General features: G+C 68.9%; 19 protein-coding genes. 6 read left to right on the top strand and 13 right to left on the bottom strand.

Annotation, left to right across the window (positions count from 1 at the left end):
• Positions 1-71: 71 nt before the first annotated feature.
• The 3 genes from GNX95_RS18565 to GNX95_RS18555 form a co-directional block, all read right to left on the bottom strand.
• The gene (locus GNX95_RS18565; protein WP_163508666.1) at positions 72-812 is read right to left on the bottom strand and encodes a ParA family protein; all 741 of its coding nucleotides are present in this window, start codon (positions 810-812) and stop codon (positions 72-74) included.
• Positions 809-2,314 (bottom strand): CYTH and CHAD domain-containing protein, encoded by a 1,506-nt coding sequence (locus GNX95_RS18560; RefSeq protein ID WP_163508665.1) that lies wholly within the window; start codon positions 2,312-2,314, stop codon positions 809-811. Before GNX95_RS18560 ends, GNX95_RS18565 begins: the two co-directional genes overlap by 4 nt.
• Before the next feature lie 69 nt (positions 2,315-2,383).
• The gene (locus GNX95_RS18555) at positions 2,384-3,598 is read right to left on the bottom strand and encodes an NADP-dependent isocitrate dehydrogenase (RefSeq protein ID WP_163508664.1); all 1,215 of its coding nucleotides are present in this window, start codon (positions 3,596-3,598) and stop codon (positions 2,384-2,386) included.
• Positions 3,599-3,750: 152 nt separating this feature from the next.
• Here GNX95_RS18555 and GNX95_RS18550 point away from each other — a divergent pair, with 152 nt between their 5' ends.
• Positions 3,751-4,623 carry a hypothetical protein gene (locus tag GNX95_RS18550; RefSeq protein ID WP_163508080.1) on the top strand — a complete coding sequence of 291 codons (873 nt, stop codon included), beginning with the start codon at positions 3,751-3,753 and terminating at the stop codon, positions 4,621-4,623.
• An 8-nt stretch (positions 4,624-4,631) separates the two neighbouring features.
• Positions 4,632-5,522: a hypothetical protein gene (locus tag GNX95_RS18545; RefSeq protein WP_163508079.1), complete on the top strand. Its 891-nt coding sequence runs from the start codon at positions 4,632-4,634 to the stop codon at positions 5,520-5,522.
• 64 nt (positions 5,523-5,586) lie between these two features.
• Here GNX95_RS18545 and mdh read toward each other — a convergent pair whose 3' ends face one another.
• The 5 genes from mdh to purN form a co-directional block, all read right to left on the bottom strand.
• Complete coding sequence (gene mdh, locus GNX95_RS18540) at positions 5,587-6,525, bottom strand: malate dehydrogenase (RefSeq protein WP_163508663.1); 939 nt, start codon at positions 6,523-6,525, stop codon at positions 5,587-5,589.
• A gap of 255 nt (positions 6,526-6,780) precedes the next feature.
• Positions 6,781-7,644: a bifunctional methylenetetrahydrofolate dehydrogenase/methenyltetrahydrofolate cyclohydrolase gene (locus GNX95_RS18535; RefSeq protein WP_163508662.1), complete on the bottom strand. Its 864-nt coding sequence runs from the start codon at positions 7,642-7,644 to the stop codon at positions 6,781-6,783.
• A gap of 10 nt (positions 7,645-7,654) precedes the next feature.
• The gene (locus tag GNX95_RS18530; RefSeq protein ID WP_163508661.1) at positions 7,655-8,224 is read right to left on the bottom strand and encodes a pentapeptide repeat-containing protein; all 570 of its coding nucleotides are present in this window, start codon (positions 8,222-8,224) and stop codon (positions 7,655-7,657) included.
• A 7-nt stretch (positions 8,225-8,231) separates the two neighbouring features.
• Positions 8,232-9,824, bottom strand: coding sequence for a bifunctional phosphoribosylaminoimidazolecarboxamide formyltransferase/IMP cyclohydrolase (gene purH / locus GNX95_RS18525; protein WP_163508660.1), 1,593 nt, complete (start codon positions 9,822-9,824; stop codon positions 8,232-8,234).
• Positions 9,821-10,426, bottom strand: coding sequence for a phosphoribosylglycinamide formyltransferase (purN, locus tag GNX95_RS18520; RefSeq protein WP_281356955.1), 606 nt, complete (start codon positions 10,424-10,426; stop codon positions 9,821-9,823). Before purN ends, purH begins: the two co-directional genes overlap by 4 nt.
• Before the next feature lie 228 nt (positions 10,427-10,654).
• Between purN and GNX95_RS18515 the strand changes: the two genes are divergently transcribed.
• Together GNX95_RS18515 and GNX95_RS18510 are read left to right on the top strand one after the other, a co-directional pair.
• Positions 10,655-10,927: a hypothetical protein gene (locus tag GNX95_RS18515; RefSeq protein ID WP_163508658.1), complete on the top strand. Its 273-nt coding sequence runs from the start codon at positions 10,655-10,657 to the stop codon at positions 10,925-10,927.
• Positions 10,928-11,119: 192 nt separating this feature from the next.
• On the top strand, positions 11,120-11,419 hold the full coding sequence (locus tag GNX95_RS18510) for a hypothetical protein (protein WP_163508657.1): 300 nt from the start codon (positions 11,120-11,122) through the stop codon (positions 11,417-11,419).
• A 152-nt stretch (positions 11,420-11,571) separates the two neighbouring features.
• On the opposite strand, the gene GNX95_RS18505 is transcribed toward GNX95_RS18510, so the two are convergent.
• Complete coding sequence (locus GNX95_RS18505) at positions 11,572-11,988, bottom strand: hypothetical protein (protein WP_163508656.1); 417 nt, start codon at positions 11,986-11,988, stop codon at positions 11,572-11,574.
• 39 nt (positions 11,989-12,027) lie between these two features.
• Entirely contained in the window at positions 12,028-12,351 is a 324-nt protein-coding gene (locus GNX95_RS18500) for a hypothetical protein (protein ID WP_163508655.1), read from the bottom strand.
• A 404-nt stretch (positions 12,352-12,755) separates the two neighbouring features.
• Between GNX95_RS18500 and GNX95_RS18495 the strand changes: the two genes are divergently transcribed.
• Entirely contained in the window at positions 12,756-13,043 is a 288-nt protein-coding gene (locus tag GNX95_RS18495) for a DUF4190 domain-containing protein (protein WP_163508654.1), read from the top strand.
• A 167-nt stretch (positions 13,044-13,210) separates the two neighbouring features.
• The gene (locus GNX95_RS18490) at positions 13,211-13,639 is read left to right on the top strand and encodes a CD225/dispanin family protein (RefSeq protein ID WP_163508653.1); all 429 of its coding nucleotides are present in this window, start codon (positions 13,211-13,213) and stop codon (positions 13,637-13,639) included.
• Positions 13,640-13,694: 55 nt separating this feature from the next.
• Here GNX95_RS18490 and GNX95_RS42215 read toward each other — a convergent pair whose 3' ends face one another.
• The 3 genes from GNX95_RS42215 to sucC form a co-directional block, all read right to left on the bottom strand.
• The gene (locus GNX95_RS42215; protein WP_187369662.1) at positions 13,695-15,086 is read right to left on the bottom strand and encodes a cell division protein PerM; all 1,392 of its coding nucleotides are present in this window, start codon (positions 15,084-15,086) and stop codon (positions 13,695-13,697) included.
• A gap of 719 nt (positions 15,087-15,805) precedes the next feature.
• Positions 15,806-16,717, bottom strand: a complete 912-nt coding sequence (gene sucD, locus GNX95_RS18480; protein ID WP_163508652.1) for a succinate--CoA ligase subunit alpha — start codon at positions 16,715-16,717, stop codon at positions 15,806-15,808.
• Positions 16,718-16,720: 3 nt separating this feature from the next.
• The gene (gene sucC / locus GNX95_RS18475; protein ID WP_163508651.1) at positions 16,721-17,887 is read right to left on the bottom strand and encodes an ADP-forming succinate--CoA ligase subunit beta; all 1,167 of its coding nucleotides are present in this window, start codon (positions 17,885-17,887) and stop codon (positions 16,721-16,723) included.
• Positions 17,888-17,905 lie beyond the last annotated feature (18 nt).

Genomic DNA, 17,905 nt, shown 5'->3' with positions numbered 1-17,905 from the left:
GAAAGGAGCGTGGCACGGGCAAAGATCGGCGACGAGTAGGGTCAGCCGACGAAGACGCGGTAGGGTTTTCCCTACAGCAGCGGCACAAGTTCGCGCCACAGCTGCTCGTACGCACGAGTGGCCGGACTGTGCGGCGCGAAGGTCGGCAGCGGCGCGCGGTGCACCGCCATCTGCTCGACCGCGGACAGGGCCGGAATGCCGGTCGCGCTCACGTCCGGACGGTCGGCGGGCAGCGTGCCGATGATCTCGCGGTGCAGGGTTTTGCGCCGGTCCACCATGGAAAAGAATCCGTGCACGCGCGGTCGCCGGCCGTCGAAGGAGTCCACGAAGTCGACGAGCTGGTCGTACGTCCGCACCGCGAGCACGGTCGGGATGATCGGCACCAGCACGACGTCGGCCGCGTGCAACACGTTTTCCGAGACCAGCGACAGGCTTGGCGGCGTGTCCAGGAAAACCAGGTCGAACTCGTCGGCGACCCCGTCGAGCAGCCGGCGTAACACGCGCGTCGACTTTTTCTCGTGTGACAGGTCGATGTCCATGTTGCGGTAGGTGAAGTCGGCCGGCAGCAGGTCCAGACCGTCGAAGTCGGTGCCTTTCAGGCCGGCCGCGATGGCGCGAGAGCCGGCCACCAGCTTGCCGCTGCCGCCTTTGACCCGCGGACGTACCCGGAACAGGTAGGTCGCCGCGCCCTGCGGGTCGAGATCCCACAGCAGCGTACGGCGGCCGTCGCGGGCCGCCAGATAGGCAAGATTCACCGCGGCGGAGGTCTTGCCGACGCCACCTTTGACGTTGTACGACGCGACGACTCTCACGACAGCAGCGCCTTGATGCGCGCCTGCGTACGACCGCCGAGATACGCCGCCAGCCGGTCGGTCAGCTCCGCGCGCGCTTTTCGTTGCTGAGCCGCGAAACCGGCGGCGAGCTCACCCATCGCGAGCAGCGTGACGGCCGGCGGGTTCGGCATCCTGCCGGCGAAATCGCGTAACGCGGCGGCCTGCACCTCGCCGTCCTGGAACTCGCCGAGCGTGTCCTGGACCAGCTTCAGGTCCTTGATGACCTCCTTGGTCGCGTCGGCGCCCCGCAACGGACCGAAAACCTCAAGCGCGTAACGCAATTCCTTGCCGCGCTTGCGCAACGCGTGCACGTCCTCCGATGGCGAGTCAGGCGTAATCGCACGCGCCTTTCTCAGCACACGCTTGAAAGTCTGGCCGACTCGCTCGACGGCCAGCTCGTCGACCGTACGACCAGCCCCACCGATCGCTGCCAGGCCCGACCGCCAGCTGGCGCACAACGTCGCGAAGCGCTGCGTTTTCAAGCCGCGCACCAGTTTCCGCCACTCGAACGTGCGTTGCTGGTGCAGGAAAGCCGCGAACGGCCGCAGATCCGCCGGATCGCCGGCGGCCAGGCTGGCCGACAGTTTCGGCATCTCCAGCTGGTAAACGTCCAGATCGCGGGTCGGCGTGGTGAGATCGCCGAGCCACTTGAAACCCGGACCGCAGCGGGCCACCAACCGTGCCGGCAACACGTCGCCGGCCAGCTTCACCAGCGACCGCGTACGCCGCACGGCGACGCGCAGATCGTGCAGAAACTCGGTGTCGACGTCGTCGATCGTGCCCTCGACATTGGCCTCCAGGTCGTCGAGGAAGCCGAGGAGCGCGGTCGCGACGGCCAGGTCAGCCGGCATCCCCGGCTCCAGCGACGGCCGCGCGGCGGCGGCCGGCGCGAGGCGGAGCAGGTCGTCGTAGGCGGTCGACTCGGCCGGCCGGAAGCCGCCGGCGCCGTTGGCCGACAACAGCAGCCGCGAGGCCGCGTCGCCGTCTCGGTCATAGCCGCGCAGCGGCCGGATCTCGACGCGCGGCGGCATCGGCGCCTGCACCGGCTCGACCGCGCTCGACTCAACCCATTCGAGGCGTACGACCGTCTTTTGGTCGGCGTTGAGCACCGCGACCTGCCGTGACGACCGCTTCGACCGCGCGACCGGCGCGACCGCGCGGATCCACATCGCGTCGGCCACCAGGTCCCGGACCTGGCCAGCCGGCAACGCGTCGACCAGCGCCGGGAGCGTCGGCGCCTGGCGCAACGGCGTGACCGTACGCGCGCCGTCGGCGTCGACCAGCACCAACGCACCGGTGCCAGCGGAGCGCTCGTACGACAGCGTCAGGCCGCGTTTTCGCAGCCGGCGGTCGGCGGTGTCGAGATAGGCGATCGTGGCGGTCCTGCGCGGACCGACGCTGAGCGCGTACGCACCGGCCAGCGGCTGCAGAGCAGCCAACAACGTCGTCGATCCGTCGAACGTCAGCTCGTAGGTCCCCATCGAGAAAAGTTCGCATGGCCACCATGCGTGCGTCCAGTGCACGCATGGTGGCCATGCGACCGAAAAGCGCTAGGCGAGGCGAGCGGCGAGGTTGGTGTCCAGCGCCGCGAGGAACTCCTCGGTGGTCAGCCACGGCTGGTCGGGACCGATCAGCAGCGCGAGGTCCTTGGTCATCTTGCCGCTCTCGACGGTCTCGATGACGACCTTCTCCAGCGTCTCGGCGAAGGCGGTGACCTCCGGCGTGCTGTCGAGCTTGCCGCGCTGCGCGATGCCGCGGGTCCAGGCGAAGATCGACGCGATCGGGTTGGTCGAGGTCGGCTTGCCGGCCTGGTGCTGGCGGAAGTGCCGGGTCACCGTGCCGTGCGCGGCCTCCGCCTCGACCTTGCCGTCCGGCGTCATCAGCACCGAGGTCATCAGGCCGAGCGAGCCGAAGCCCTGCGCGACCGTGTCGGACTGCACGTCACCGTCGTAGTTCTTGCAGGCCCAGACATAGCCGCCTTCCCACTTCAGCGCGGCGGCCACCATGTCGTCGATCAGCCGGTGCTCGTAGGTCAGGCCGGCCTTGTCGAAGTCGGCCTTGAACTCGGCGTCGAAGATCTCCTGGAAGACGTCCTTGAACATGCCGTCGTACGCCTTGAGGATCGTGTTCTTGGTCGACATGTAGACGGGGTAGTTGCGCTCCAGGCCGTAACGCAGCGACGCGCGCGCGAAGTCCTCGATGGACCTGCGGTAGTTGTACATGCCGACCGCGACGCCGCCGCCCTCCGGGAACTGGGCGACCTCGAACTCCATCGGCTCGCCGCCGTCGGCCGGCTGGTAGGAGATGGTCAGCGTGCCGGGGCCGGGCACCTTGAAGTCGGTGGCCTTGTACTGGTCGCCGTGCGCGTGACGGCCGATGATGATCGGCTTGGTCCAGCCGGGCACCAGCCGCGGGATGTTGGAGATGACGATCGGCTCGCGGAAGATCACACCGCCGAGGATGTTACGGATGGTGCCGTTGGGGCTGCGCCACATCTTCTTCAGGCCGAACTCCTCGACCCGCGCCTCGTCCGGCGTGATGGTGGCGCACTTCACGCCGACGCCGTGCTTGGCGATCGCGTTGGCCGCGTCGACGGTGACCTGGTCGTCGGTGGCGTCACGGTGCTCGATGCCGAGGTCGTAGTAGTCGAGGTTGATGTCCAGATACGGATGGATCAGCCGGTCCTTGATGAACTGCCAGATGATCCGCGTCATCTCGTCGCCGTCCAGCTCGACGACCGTTCCTTCGACCTTGATCTTGGCCATGAAACTCGTCCATTTCCACTCGGCTACCCAACGGTACGAGCGTACTGCTAATGCCGCCGGCGCGTCCTGCCAGGGTGAGCAGGACCTCGCCACCAACTGGGTTGTCCAGTTATGACATCTTGGTCACGGGTAGGTGGGAAGATGGGTGGTGGATGTCGGCACCGTCAGGTGCACAGCTGGTCAAGCAGGGGGTGTACGAGCCACCGGGTCGTCGGCAGCGGAAGCGGCTCTATCTGAAGCTGTGCTTCCTGCCTCCGATGCTGGCGCTCTACCTGTTCAGTCCGGGCTACAAACTCGGCAAACCCGATCACGTCATCGAACGTGCGCACCGCTGGCGTACGGTCCTCGCGGTCGTCATCGGCTTCTCGACGCTGCTGCCCTACATCGGCGCGCCGCAGGTCGAGCAGGTCGGCAGCGACATGCTCAGCGACCTGTTCACCACTGGGATGTTCCTGATCCCACTGTTCCTGGTGGCCTGCGGCATCCTGGTCGGCGTCACCAACTACCGGCAGCGCGCGGACACACTGCGCGAGTTGCGCCGGCCGCTCGGGGCCATGGGCGCCTTCCTGTTGACGTACGTGATCTTCGGGACGGCCATGGGTTTCGGCCTGATCGACAAGATGACCAGCTTTCATCCACTGGTCACGTTGCTGATCATTCTCGCACTGTTCTGGTACATCGTTTTCCTGATCAGCAGCGCCTTTCTGGCCGCGCGGCACCTGTTCAACGCCGTCGACGGAAACATGCTGCTGCCACCCATCTTCACCACCGTCGTGGCGTGGTGGCAGATCATCCAACGGCTGATCTTCCGCAACGAGTTCAAGCCGCTGTGGCTGGACCTGCTGCTCGCCTTCGGCGCCGCGCTCGTGATGACTTCGTTGTCACTGTGGGAAATCCGCCGGCTCGCGCAGCGCGGGATCAGCTTCCGCAGCGGACCCTATCCGCCGGTCCCCGTGCCGCCGCCACCACCGATTCCGCAGCCATATCCGCCGTATCCACCACCTGGTCCTTATCCGGTCAACTGAAGGAAAAGATGCCTGGTTCCGAAGGCGCTCGGCTGGTCAGGGCCGGCGCGTACCAACCGCGTGGCCGCAGGCAGCGCAAGCGCGTCTATCTCTGGCTGTCGTTCCTGCCGTTCATGCTGCCGCTCTATCTGTTCACCCCGGACTACCGGCTCGGCAAGCCGGACCACGTCATCGAGCGCATGCACCGGATCCGTACGTGGGTGGCGATCGTCGGCGCGCTGGCCACCACCCTGCCGTACATCACGCACCCGGATTTCTGGGTCTATCTCGACGCGTTCGCCGGCGACGCTCCGAACACCGCCATCGCGCTGGTGCCGATCTATCTGATCTCGGCCGCGATAGTGGTCCTGCTGACTCCGCTGCGGTGGCGCGGCGACGCGATCCGGCTGATGCTGCGGCCGACGCTGACGACGCTCATCCCGTTGGCGGTCTCGTTCGGTGTGGTCGCCTGGATCGCCGCGCAGCTGCCGACCTTCCACGTCGACCGCGACCGCCTGGTGGTCTCGCAGCTGCTCTTCGCGTTTTTCCTGCTCTGGTTCATCATCTACTTCATCCAGACGATCTATCTGGTCCTGCGCCACCTGCTCAACGCCATCGACGCCAACCTGCTGCTGCCGCCGGTCATCACGACACTTTTCGGCTGGTGGATCCCGGTCCAGCGGCTGATCTGGCAGAGCAGCGTACGGCCGGTGTGGCTCGACGTCCTGTCCGGAGTCGTCGCCGCGCTGGTGCTGACCGGATTGTCGTTGTGGGAGATCCGGCGGATGTATGCGCGCGGCATCATGCCGGCGGCCGGACCGTACCCGCCGCTGCCACCTCCACCACCGGTGCCAGTGCCTCAGCCGTATCCGCCTCAGCCGTATCCGCCCTACCCGCCGCAGCCCTATCCGCCGCGGTGAAACGCCGCAACGCCTCGTCACTGGCATTTTCTGCCAGTAACGAGGCGTTGCGGCGAATGGAGGGCTAGAGCTCGTTGAGGCTGGCGGCCTTGGACTTGACCGCGTCCGCGGCGGCCTGCAGGCCGGCCAGCTCGTCGTCGGTCAGCTTGGTCTCGACGACCTTCCTGACGCCGCCGGCGCCGAGCTCGGCCTCGACGCCGAGGTAGACGTCGGAGATGCCGTACTGGCCGGTCAGCCACGCGCACACCGGGAAGACCGCGCCGGAGTCCTCGGCGACGGCCTTGGCCATCCGCGCCGCGGCGGCCGATGGGGCATAGAACGCCGAGCCGGTCTTGAGCAGGTTGTTGACCTCGGCGCCGCCGTTGCGGGTACGCGTGACGAGCTCGTCGATCTTCTCCTGCGGCAGCACGTCGGCCAGCGGCTTGCCGTCGACCGTGCACTGGGACGGCACCGGCACCATCGTGTCGCCGTGCGAGCCGAGCGTGAGGGTCTTCACGCTGGCGATCTTGACGCCGAGCTCCTCGGCGACGAAGTGCGTGAACCGCGCGGTGTCCAGGATGCCGGCCTGGCCGAACACGCGCTCGCGCGGGAAGCCGGTGGCCTCGGCGGCCAGCGTGGTCATCTCGTCGAGCGGGTTGGAGACGACGATGACGACCGCGTCGGGGCTCTTCTCGGCGATCTTGCCGGACACCTCGCGGACGATCTTGGCGTTGGTGCCGAGCAGGTCCATCCGGCTCATCCCCGGCTTGCGCGGCAGGCCGGCGGTGACGATCACGATGTCGGAGCCTTCGGTGCCGTCGTACGACCCGCCACCGACACCGACGACCTTGGTCTCGAAGCCCTCGATCGGCCGCGACTGGTTGAGGTCGAGCGCGAGGCCCTCCGGCCGGCCCTCCAGGATGTCGGTCAGCACGACGGTGTCGAAGATGTCGTACTCGGCGAGGCGCTGCGCGGTGGTCGCGCCATAATACCCGGCACCGACGACGGTGACCTTCTTACCCACGACTTGGACTCCCTTTCAGCAGGTCTCTGCTCTGTCAGCCCAGGCTATGCCGTACACCCGTGCCGCCTCGCCTGGGGTCCGGCCCAGCCAAAAGACAATCGGAATCCGATTGCGTCGACGGACGTGGGTTGAGCTGCGGCTTTACCCGCGGAGGGAACAATCGGACACGTGATCCGGCGCCCGGCTGTGACCTTCTTGACCGGCTAGATCGGTTCAGCAGGTCAACAGGGTGACAATCGGACAAGAGGCCGGACTCTAACGGCCGTGTTCGGCGGCCTCGACGACGTTGCTGAGCAGCATCGCGCGGGTCATCGGCCCGACGCCGCCGGGCATCGGCGCGACGAAGCCGGCCACCTCGTACGCGTCCTTGGTCACGTCGCCGATCAGCCGCGTCTTGCCACCTTCGCCAGGCGCACGGGTCGTGCCGACATCCAGGACCGCCGCGCCGGGCTTGACCATCTCGGCGGTGACCAGGCCCGGGTTTCCGGCCGCCGCGACGACGATGTCGGCCTGCCGGACGTACGACGCGAGATCGCGCGTGCCGGTGTGGCAGAGCGTGACGGTGGCGTTCTCCGACTTGCGTGTCAGCAGCAGGCCAAGCGGCCGGCCGACGGTGACTCCACGACCGACGACCACGACGTGCGCGCCGGCGATCTCCACGTCATAGCGGCGGAGCAGCTCGACGATGCCGCGCGGCGTGCACGGCAGCGGTCCGTCGGCGCCGAGCACCAGCCGGCCGAGGTTGGTCGGATGCAGGCCGTCGGCGTCCTTGGCCGGGTCGACCCGCTCCAGCACCCGGCTGGAGTCGACGCCGGCCGGCAGCGGCAGCTGGACGATGTAGCCGGTGCAGGCCGGATCCTCGTTGAGCGCGTCGACCGCCGCGTTGATGTCGTCCTCGGTCGCGGTGCCAGGCAGATCGACGCGGATGCTGGCGATGCCGACCTCGGCGCAGTCGCGGTGCTTGCCGGCCACGTACGCCGCCGATCCCGGGTCGTCGCCGACCAGGATGGTGCCGAGGCCGGGCGTACGGCCGGTCGCCGCCAGCTCCGCCACCCGCGCCTTGATCTCGCCGCGGATCGCAGCCGCGGTCGCCTTGCCGTCCAGAATCGTCGCACTCACGCCTGGGACTCTAACTAACGTGCGCTCCGTAGGCCTGCGCGACCAGTGCGGCCTGGATGATGTCGATGCGTACGTCCCGCAGGTCGATGGTGGCCAGCCGTACGCCGTCGAGCTTGGCCCCGCGCAGGTCGGCGCCGGCCAGCTTGACGCCCTCGACCCGCACGTACGACAGGTCGGCGTCACGCAGGTCCGCCTTGCGCAGGTCGGCTTTGGACAGGTCGGCCTCGGCGAGCTTGAGACCGCGCAGGTCCGCGCGCGACAGGTCGGCGGCACGCAGATCCACGTAACGCCAGTCGCCGCCGTCGACCTTCATCGGCCGCATCGAGCATTCCACGAAGATCGAGCCGGTCATCTTGCAGTCGACCAGCTCGGCCGCGAACAGCGACGAGCGGCGGAAAGTGCAGTGCAGAAAGGCACAACTGGTGAACTTCGAGCCGTTGAACCGTACGCCGGTGAAGTCGCACCTGGAAAACACGCACCGACGCGCGGTCAGCTCGGAAAGATCGGACTGCAGAAAGGAACAGTCGGTCCAGCTGTCACCGTCCAGAGTGGACAGTGACCAGTCCACTCCGGACAGCACGGCGTCGTCAGTGGAAGAAATGCCGGGTCCCGGTGAGATACATCGGCACGCCGGCCTCCTTGGCGGCCTGGATCGACTCGTCGTCGCGGATCGATCCACCGGGCTGCACCACCGCTCGTACGCCCGCCTCCAGCAGCACCTGAAGACCGTCGGAGAACGGGAAAAACGCGTCGGAGGCGGCCACCGATCCGGCAACGCGGTCGCCGCCACGCGACACCGCGAGCCGGGCCGAGTCGACCCGGTTGACCTGTCCCATGCCGATGCCGACAGCGGCCCGGTCGGCGGCCAGCAGGATCGCGTTGGACTTCACCGAGCGGATCGCGCGCCACGCGAATGCCAGGTCTGCCAACGTTTTCTCGTCGACCGGCTCGCCGGTGGCCAGCTGCCAGTTGGCCGGGTCGTCGCCGGGAGCGTCGATCCGGTCGGCGGTCTGCGCCAGGATGCCGCCGGAGACCTGCCGCAGCTCCACCGGCTTGACGTTGCGCTCCGGCACGATCAGCAGGCGACAGTTTTTCTTCTTCGCCAACAGTTCCAGCGCCTCGGCGTCGAAGGACGGCGCGAGGATCACCTCGGTGAGGATGCCGTCGAGCTGACGCGCCAGGTCGGCGGTGACCGGCCGGTTGGCCGCGACCACGCCGCCGTACGCGGAGACCGGGTCGCAGGCGTGCGCCTTGCGGTGTGCCTCGGCGATGTCGGCGCCGACCGCGATGCCGCACGGGTTGGCGTGCTTGATGATCGCCACGCACGGGTCGGCGAAGTCGTACGCGCTGCGATAGGCCGCGTCGCCGTCGACGTAATTGTTGTAAGACATTTCCTTGCCTTGCAACTGCTCGGCCTGCGCGATGCCGTCAGGAGCGTTGTGGTCGACGTAAAGTGCGGCCGCCTGGTGCGGATTTTCGCCGTATCGCAGGACAGCGGCACGCTCGCCGGTCACGCCAGCGAACGCCGGCCAGCAGTTGGCGCCGGGACCGGTCTGCTCGTCGACCTCCTCGCCGGCCAGCCAGCTGGCGACCGCCACGTCGTAGGACGCGGTGTGCGAGAAAGCCTTGCGGGCCAGCTGTTTGCGCGCCGGCAGGTCGAAACCGCCGGCCCGCACGGCGGCGAGCACACTGTCGTACGCGGCCGGCTCGGTCACGATCGCGACGCTGGCGTGGTTTTTCGCCGCCGAGCGCACCATCGCCGGACCGCCGATGTCGATCTGCTCGACCACGTCGTCGCCGCGCGCGCCGGAGGCGACCGTCTCACGGAACGGGTAGAGGTTGCTCACCACCAGGTCGAACGGCGCGATGTCCAGCTCGGCGAGCTGTCGGCGGTGCTCCTCCTTGCGCCGGTCGGCCAGGATGCCGGCGTGCACCGCCGGATGCAGGGTCTTCACCCGGCCGTCCAGGCACTCCGGGAAGTTGGTCACGTCGCTGACCGGGGTCACCTGGACGCCGGCCTCGACCAGGGTCGCCGCGGTGGAGCCGGTGGAGACGATCTGTACGCCGGCCTCGGCCAGCCCGCGGCCCAGCTCGACCAGCCCGGTCTTGTCGTACACGCTGATCAGGGCGCGCCGGATCGGCACTCGCTGGCTCTGCGCGGCAGTCACAGAGGTGGTCATGGGATCGTTGCCTTTCGTCCGGTCACCGTCCACCCCACCCGCACCATCCGGCCGACCGTGTCGACGAGCATCTCGCGCTCGGCCACCTTGATCCGCTCGTGCAGGGATTCGGTGTCGTCATCGTCCATAACCGGCACCGCACGCTGCGCGAGGATCGGGCCGGTGTCCACGCCGGCGTCCACCACGAACAGGGTGCAGCCGGTGATCTTCACGCCGTAGTCGAGCGCATCCCTGGCGCCGTGAATGCCGGGAAAAGCCGGCAGCAGCGCCGGATGCGAGTTGACGAACCGGCCACCGTACGCCGCCAGGAACGGCTCGCCGACCAGCTTCATGAACCCGGCCGACACCACCAGGTCGGGGCTGAACTCGGCCACCGTCTTGGCCAGCGCCGCGTCCCAGTCGTGCCGGGACGGGAATTCCTTGAGCCGGTGGGTGAAAGTCGGCACTCCGGCGCGCTCGGCCCGGTCCAGTGCCTGGATGCCGTCCCGGTCGGCACCGACCGCGACGATCCGCGCACCGTACGCCGGATCACTGCACGCATCCAACAATGCCTGCAGAGTGGTGCCCGAGCCGGACACGAGAACGACCAGTCGCGCGGTCAGGGCTGCTCCTCCGAATGCCGAACCCGCAGCTTTCAGATTAACGTCCGATCCGGCAGGCCCTCCATACGGGTCGACTTGACCGCCGTTCATCCCAACCCTTCGCCGAACCCGTCGCCAACGCTTGACCGGCACAACAGCTCACGACACGATGTGCCGTCGTCGCGGTCGGCAGCGGAGGTTTCGCACCGCTCGCGCGACGCGGGGAACCCATCAATGGAGAGGGAAGCAATGAACGCACAACCGGCGCAGCAGAGCAACACGCCGAACGTCCTGGCGATCATCGGCATCGTCGTCTCGATCATCTGCTTCATCATCGGGCCGATCGCCGGACTGATCCTCGGCTTCGTCTCGAAGGGCCAGGCAGCCAGCTCCGGCCTGCAGACCAAGCTGCCGCAGGCGGCGATCATCGTCGGCGCGATCTTCCTGGTGCTGCACATCATCGGCCTCATCCTGAACATCGCCGGCGTGATCGCCTTCGGGCCCACCGTGCCGACCAGCTGACGGCCGTACGCGAAGCCGCGACCCGGATGCAGTAGCGTCCGCGTCGCGGCTTTTGTGTGGCGGTGGAAGGGATCTTGAGACGACGATGACCGATCCGAATCGGCCGGCGCCAAAACCCGACCAGCCGTCCCCGTCCGCGGACGAGACCACCGTCGTACGTCCCGATCCCGCCGCGGCCGGTCCACCTGGCTGGTGGGAGATCCCTTCCGGCCCGACACCTCCGCGTACACCGGAGGAGACCGTGGTGCTGCCCGCCGGCGCGCCGCCACCGACGGCTACGACGGCCTCGTGGTTCGAGCCGGTCACGCCGGTCGGCGGGTCGCCGGCGGAACCGGCGGACACGCCACCGGCCGCGGCGCAGCCCGTACCAGCATGGCCGACCGCTGCGTCATCAGGCGTCGCGGCATCAGACGCGCAAGCAACCTCGGAGCCGCCGGCTTCGGCTACACAGCCGACGCCTACACAACCGACGACGGCGCGACCGCAAGCTGAGGAGCCGCAGCCTCCCACGACGGCCGCCAAATCCGCGTCGCCAGCGGCGACCGCGCCAGCAGCAGCCGAGGCGCCGCAGACGGATACGCCGCCGGCTCCTCCCGCGTCGTCGGCTCCAACTGGTGCCGCGCCACCAACCGCACCACCGACAGCTACGCCTCCGAGCGCGACTCAGCCTGCGGCGAGCGAAACTCCGGAGGCCACACCTGCGACCTCGCAGCCAGCCGCGACACCGCCGGCGACCACCGAGTCGCCGACAGCGCCACCTCCAACCACCCCACCTTCGGCCGCGGAACCAGCGGCAGCCGCATCCCCTCCAGCCGCGCCTCCGCCTGCCGCGACTCCGGCCACGTCGCCAACCGCAGGTCCGACTGCCGCGCAGCCAACCGCACAGCCGCAGCCGACAACGCCTGAGGCGGAGCCAGCCACAACCGCACCTCCAACGACAGCTGCGTCGCCAGCCCCGTCGCCAGCCGTGGTTCCCCCTCCGGCCACACCGCCACCGGCCACACCGCCGACCGCATCTCAGTCGGCGGCAAAGCCGGCGCCACCACCAACCACCACAGCACCGCCTCCAGCTACGGCTCCGGACACGACCCCAGCCGCGGCTACGACATCAGCGCAGCCGTCAGCCGTACCACCGCCACCAGCGACAACTCCACACGCATCGCCGGCCACGGCCCCACCGACAACGCCAGCCGCACCCTCGGCCACAGTTCCGGCAGACGCACCGACGCTCGCCGCACCGACGCCGGCCACGTCAGCGATCGAAGCGCCGGCGGATGACGCTGAACCGACGAGTACGCCGTCGCCGTCCACGACACAGCCCGTCGCGACCGCGCCGACGGATCCGGCGAAAGGCTCGGCACCAGCCACAGAAGCGCCGCGACCGCCCACCCGCGCCGTCGCCGCCGTACCAGTCGCGCCACCACCAGCCTCCACGCCGCCACAGACCTCCGCACCACCGACAACCTCCACGCCTCCACCAACCTCCGCACCACCGACAACCTCCGCACCTCCACCTACCTCCGAGCCGCCACCGACCTCCGCACCACCGGCGAGCCAGACCCCGGCAGCCGACGAGGTACCGCCGCTGCCGCAGCGACTTCCGGCCAGAGGAAGCGCGCGGCCCGTACCACCGCCGGCGTTCACCCCCACCCCACCGGACGCGACACCGCCGGTGTCCGGGGTGCCGCTGTCGGCATACGGCATGCCGGTCTCAACGCCGCCGCGTCCACAGCCAGCCCCACAGCCAGCCTCACAATCAGCCCCACAGCCAGCGCCGCAGCCAATCTCGGACACCCGTCGCCCATCCTCCGCGCTCGGCATACTGGCTGTGCTCCTCGGCATAGTCAGCCTGCTCACATCGCTGGTGTTCGGCGGGTTCTACTTCGGCGTACCGGCGATCGTCGTCGGTGTGCTCGGCATCCGGCAGGTCGCCGCCGGCCGCGCGCGCGGACGTGGCAGGGCCCTGGCCGGCGTCGCTCTCGGCGCGATGGCGCTGCTGGTCAGCGCCGTACTTGTCGGCGGGCTGTTCCTGTTCATGAACACTCCGGCCGGCCAGTGCGCCACCGCCGCTGGCGACAACCCGCAGAAAGTTCGCCAGTGTGTCGGTGTCAGATGACCGGTGTCAGTGCGGCTACGCTGTGTCCCCGCAGGTGCACTGGTGTGCGGAGGACCGAGCCCCGTCGTGACGGGGGGTGGCCAGCGGCCTGTACGCTGCGGCCGGTAAAGGGATAACTGACGAGCGACCGACGGGGTCGTCGTCGAGACCGCCAAGGAGTTTGCGAAATGGCATACGGCCAGGATCCATACGGCCAGCAGCCGGGCGGCTACGGCCAACAGCCAGGCGGTTACGGCCAGCCGTCCGGCGCGGGTGGGTACGGTGGCCAGCCGCCGTACTCCGGTGGCGGTGGCTACGGCGGCTCCGGCCAGCCGGGTGGCCCGAGTGGTGAGGTCAGCGTCGGCAAGCTGGTCGCCTGCTTCCTGCTGTTCTGGCCGATGGCGATCTTCGTGCTGATCAAGAACAACGAGGGCAAGAACGCCGCACTGCAGGGCAACGCGGCCGGCGCGCAGGAGGCGTTCGCCAACGCCAACCGGCTCGCCAAGATCAACATCATCATCGGTTCGTGCTGGTACGGCCTGATCTGCCTGTGCACGATCCTCTACATCATCTTCGTCGTCATCCTGGCCGGCTCGGCCGCAACGAGTAGCTACTGACCAGCACGCACGCTGGTCCCGCCGGCCGCGGCCCCGACTCGGGCCGCGGCCGGTTTCAGTTTTCCGGCTCGTCGGGCCTATCGGTGCCGGCCGGTGACTCGGCCGGCAGCGCCTCGGTCGACTGGTCCCCGGTGGCTGGCTCCTCGGTGATTGAGTCCTCGGTGATTGAGTCCTCGGTGATTGAGTCCTCGGCGGCCGGCTCTGTCTGCAGCGGCTCGGTGAGCTGCTCGGCACGCTCCTGCCGATATTCCAGCCACCACTCGCGGCCGTAGTCGTAGGCGACCAGGCCGGCGGCGCCAAGCGCGATCTCCAGGCCACCGGACAGGCCGACCTGCCAGCCGGACGGACCGATCGCGGCGAGCCGCGCGGCCCCGAGCGGACCGGCCGCGGCCAGCGCCGCCGCCGCGAGCAGCACCCCGGAGACCAGACCGGTGAGCGCCGCGTAACCGAATCGCCACGACCACTCCCGCGGCCATGCGGTCGACCGCTTTAGGATCAGCGCCGCGCCGACACCGGCCGCGACCGGCAGCGCCAGCAGGACGTATGCCGGCCAGGGTGCGGCCGCCGACGGAATGCCGCCGAGCAGTGGGATCGCCGGCAGCGGTCCGAGGCTGACGCCGAAGAGGCCGACGTGCGTGCCGGCGCCGACCATGAAGCCGGGGCCGGTGAGATAGGCGGCACCCCAGATCGACACGGTCGGTACGTACAGCAGGCAGACCAGGCTGAGGCCGATCACGCCGACCGGACCGCCGTCGAGGCTGCCCATCAGCGCGGCCGTCCGCTGCCAGTGCAGGACCAGGCCGGCGGCCGCGGCCACCGCGCCCGCGCCGAGCACCGCGATGGCGGCGGCCAGGCCGGCGCGGCCGATCACCAGCGCCGGCCGGGGAAACCGCGAGAGCAGGTCCTTGCGTACGCGCTCCAGCCGCAGCACGCCGAGCGCGCTGCCGAGCAGGCCGAGGGTGGCGACCGAGGCGACCGCCGGCAGGATCGGCACCTCGGCCGGACCGCCCAGGACCACCGCGGCGGCGATCGCGCCGGCCAGCGTGTAGCAGGCGGCGACCGTCGCGACGACCTTGGCACCGAGCTTGAGGTTGTCGGCGCCGACCGCCCGGCCGGCGTTGGTGCCGGCGCGTACCAGCTGCCAGCAGGTCAGCGCGGTCACCGTGATCGGCGCCAGGCCGACCAGCAGGCCGCCGATCTTGAGGCTGGCGCCGTGTGCCAGCAGCCAGATGCCGATGCCGATGCGTACGGCGTCGATCGCCTTCGTGCCGTTGCCGGCGTCGACGACCCAGGTGAGCAGGACGACCGCGAGCAGCGGCCCCATGCTGGTCAGCACGGCCCAACCGGTCGTGCTGGCGGCGGCCAGCCACAGCGGCACCGGCCGGCGGTCGGGATCCGGCTTCGGCAGCTCGCCGGTCTCGGTCCCGGGCTCCAGCACGTCCGTCACTCGATCCACTCTGACAGCCACATCCCCCGGTCCCGGCCCGGACACGCCGTTGGCAGCCTTCCCACCGACCGCTCCGGCGCGAGACTGTCGTACGCACCGACCAAATGTCCGGCCCTCGCCAGTTGCCGGTTGCCGGTTGCCGGTTGCCGCCTAACGTCCGTCGTTGGGCGTTCGGCGTCACAGAAACGGCGCCACTCACCGAGAGCCGCCCAAATGTCGCCACGGCCGCGACCACCGGACAAACGTCGCCACTCACCGAGAGCCGAGAAATGTGCGGCGCTCGTTGACCGCCGGTTGATGTACGTCGTTCACCGCTCAGCGACACAGAAAAGGCGTCGCTCGGCGAACGCCGGGCAAATAACGTCACTCGGCGAGCCCCACACAAATGCCGGCGCTCGTTGACCGCCGGTTGATGTACGTCGTTCACCGCTCAGCGACACAGAAAAGGCGTCGCTCGGCGAACGCCGGGCAAATAACGTCACTCGGCGAGCCCCACACAAATGCCGGCGCTCGCCACGTGCCGCACGAAATGCCCCCACCCAGTGCTCGGGGCGGGGGTGGGTCGAGAGGCACGCCCATGGCGCAAAATTTTCGTCATGGCGAAAGGCCTCTAACCCACCCCCCACCCGTCACTGGGTGGGGGCCATTCCACCAACCACGTACGACACTTTCGCGCCGTACAAGAAGGTTAAGAAGTCGTTCCCCTATTCGCGCGGCCTCTAAGCCTTGACGCGGTCGCGGAGCAGGCGGGCGGTCTCGCTCGGGGTCTTGCCGACGGTGACGCCGGCCGCCTCCAGCGCGTCCTTCTTGGCCTGCGCGGTGCCGGAGGAGCCGGATACGATCGCGCCGGCGTGGCCCATCGTCTTGCCCTCCGGCGCGGTGAAACCGGCGACGTAACCGACGACCGGCTTGGTGATGTGCTCCTTGATGTACGCCGCCGCCCGCTCCTCGGCGTCGCCGCCGATCTCGCCGATCATCACGATCGACTCGGTCTCGGGGTCGTCCTGGAAGGCCTGCAGCGCGTCGATGTGCGTCGTGCCGATGACCGGGTCACCGCCGATGCCCACGGCCGTCGAGAAGCCGATGTCACGCAGCTCGTACATCATCTGGTAGGTCAGCGTGCCGGACTTCGACACCAGGCCGATCGAGCCCGGGCCGGTGATGTCGGCCGGGATGATGCCGGCGTTGGACTTGCCGGGGCTGGCGATGCCGGGACAGTTCGGGCCGATGATCCGCGTCCTCGGGGTTCGGGGTGTCCCCGGAGACTCAGCCTCGGTCGCGACCGCGTGCGCCCAGAAGGCCGCCGAGTCGTGCACCGGGATGCCCTCGGTGATGACGACGGCCAGGCCGATACCCGAGTCAATGGCCTCGATGACCGCGCTCTTGGCGAACGCCGGCGGTACGAAGATCACCGACACGTCCGCACCGGTCTCGGCCATCGCGTCGGCGACCGTGCCGAAGACCGGCAGCGAGTTGCCTTCGAAGTCGACCTTCTGGCCGGCCTTGCGTGGGTTGACGCCACCGACGACCGTCGTGCCGGCGCGAAGCATCCGCTGCGTGTGCTTCATGCCTTCCGAGCCGGTCATCCCCTGGACGACGATCTTGCTGTTCTCATTCAGGAAAATCGCCATGACCTAGGCCCCCACAGCCGCAAGCTCGGCGGCCTTGGCGGCCGCGTCGTCCATCGTGTCCACCAGCGTCACCAGCGGGTGCGCCGCGTCGGTGAGGATCTTCCTGCCCTCGACCACGTTGTTGCCGTCCAGCCGTACGACCAGCGGCTTGGTCGCCTGGTCGCCGAGGATGCCCAGCGCCTTGACGATGCCGTCGGCCACCGCGTCGCAGGCGGTGATGCCGCCGAAGACGTTGACGAAGACGCTGCGTACGGCCTCGTCGCCGAGCACCACCGACAGGCCGTTGGCCATCACCTCGGCGGACGCGCCACCGCCGATGTCCAGGAAGTTCGCCGGCTTCACGCCGTGCTTCTCACCGGCGTAGGCGACCACGTCCAGCGTGGACATGACCAGGCCGGCGCCGTTGCCGATGATGCCGACCTCGCCGTCCAGCTTGACGTAGTTGAGGTTGAGCTCCTTGGCCTTGGCCTCCAGCGGGTTGGTCGCCGCCTTGTCGACCAGCGCCGCGTGCTCCGGCTGCCGGAAGTCGGCGTTGTCGTCCAGCGTGACCTTGCCGTCCAACGCCAACACGGTGCCATCGCTGGTCTTCACCAGCGGGTTGACCTCGACCAGCGTCGCGTCCTCGGTGGTGAACACCTCCCACAGCTTCACCAGCACCGCGGCGACCGGCTCGACCAGCTCGGCGGGGAAGTTGGCCGCCTCGGCGATCTCCCGCGCCTTGGCCTCGTCGACACCTTTCAGCGCGTCGACCGGGATCCTCGCGAGGGCCTCCGGTTTGGTGGCCGCGACGACCTCGATCTCGACGCCGCCCTCGACGCTGGCCATCGCCAGGAACGTACGGTTGGACCGGTCGAGGAGGAAGGAGACGTAGTATTCCTCGGCGATCTCGGCGCTCTGCGCGATCAGCACCCGGTGCACGGTGTGACCCTTGATGTCCATGCCGAGGATCTGGCCCGCCTTGGCCTCGGCGTCGGCCGGGTCGTCGGCCAGCTTCACGCCGCCGGCCTTGCCGCGGCCGCCGGTCTTCACCTGCGCCTTCACGACCACCTGACCACCGAACCGCTCGGCGATCGCCTTCGCCTCCGCGGCGGTGTCGGCCACCGCGCCGTCCAGCACAGGTACGCCGTGCTTGGCGAACAGGTCCCGCGCCTGATACTCGTACAGATCCACTGCCGTACCGCCTCGTCC

The sequence above is a fragment of the Fodinicola acaciae genome (genome assembly GCF_010993745.1).
Lineage (GTDB): Bacteria > Actinomycetota > Actinomycetes > Mycobacteriales > HKI-0501 > Fodinicola > Fodinicola acaciae.
The sequence above is the reverse complement of the archived record's forward strand: the minus strand, read 5'-3'. Positions and strand labels throughout refer to the sequence as shown.

Excerpts from the sequence above, each read along its gene's own strand:
- GNX95_RS18560 (WP_163508665.1), bottom strand. The coding sequence starts at position 2,314 with ATGGGGACCTACGAGCTGACGTTCGACGGATCGACGACGTTGTTGGCT.
- GNX95_RS18555 (WP_163508664.1), bottom strand. The coding sequence starts at position 3,598 with ATGGCCAAGATCAAGGTCGAAGGAACGGTCGTCGAGCTGGACGGCGAC.
- GNX95_RS18550 (WP_163508080.1), top strand. The coding sequence starts at position 3,751 with ATGTCGGCACCGTCAGGTGCACAGCTGGTCAAGCAGGGGGTGTACGAG.
- GNX95_RS18545 (WP_163508079.1), top strand. The coding sequence starts at position 4,632 with ATGCCTGGTTCCGAAGGCGCTCGGCTGGTCAGGGCCGGCGCGTACCAA.
- purH (WP_163508660.1), bottom strand. The coding sequence starts at position 9,824 with ATGACCACCTCTGTGACTGCCGCGCAGAGCCAGCGAGTGCCGATCCGG.
- GNX95_RS18515 (WP_163508658.1), top strand. The coding sequence starts at position 10,655 with ATGAACGCACAACCGGCGCAGCAGAGCAACACGCCGAACGTCCTGGCG.
- GNX95_RS18490 (WP_163508653.1), top strand. The coding sequence starts at position 13,211 with ATGGCATACGGCCAGGATCCATACGGCCAGCAGCCGGGCGGCTACGGC.
- sucD (WP_163508652.1), bottom strand. The coding sequence starts at position 16,717 with ATGGCGATTTTCCTGAATGAGAACAGCAAGATCGTCGTCCAGGGGATG.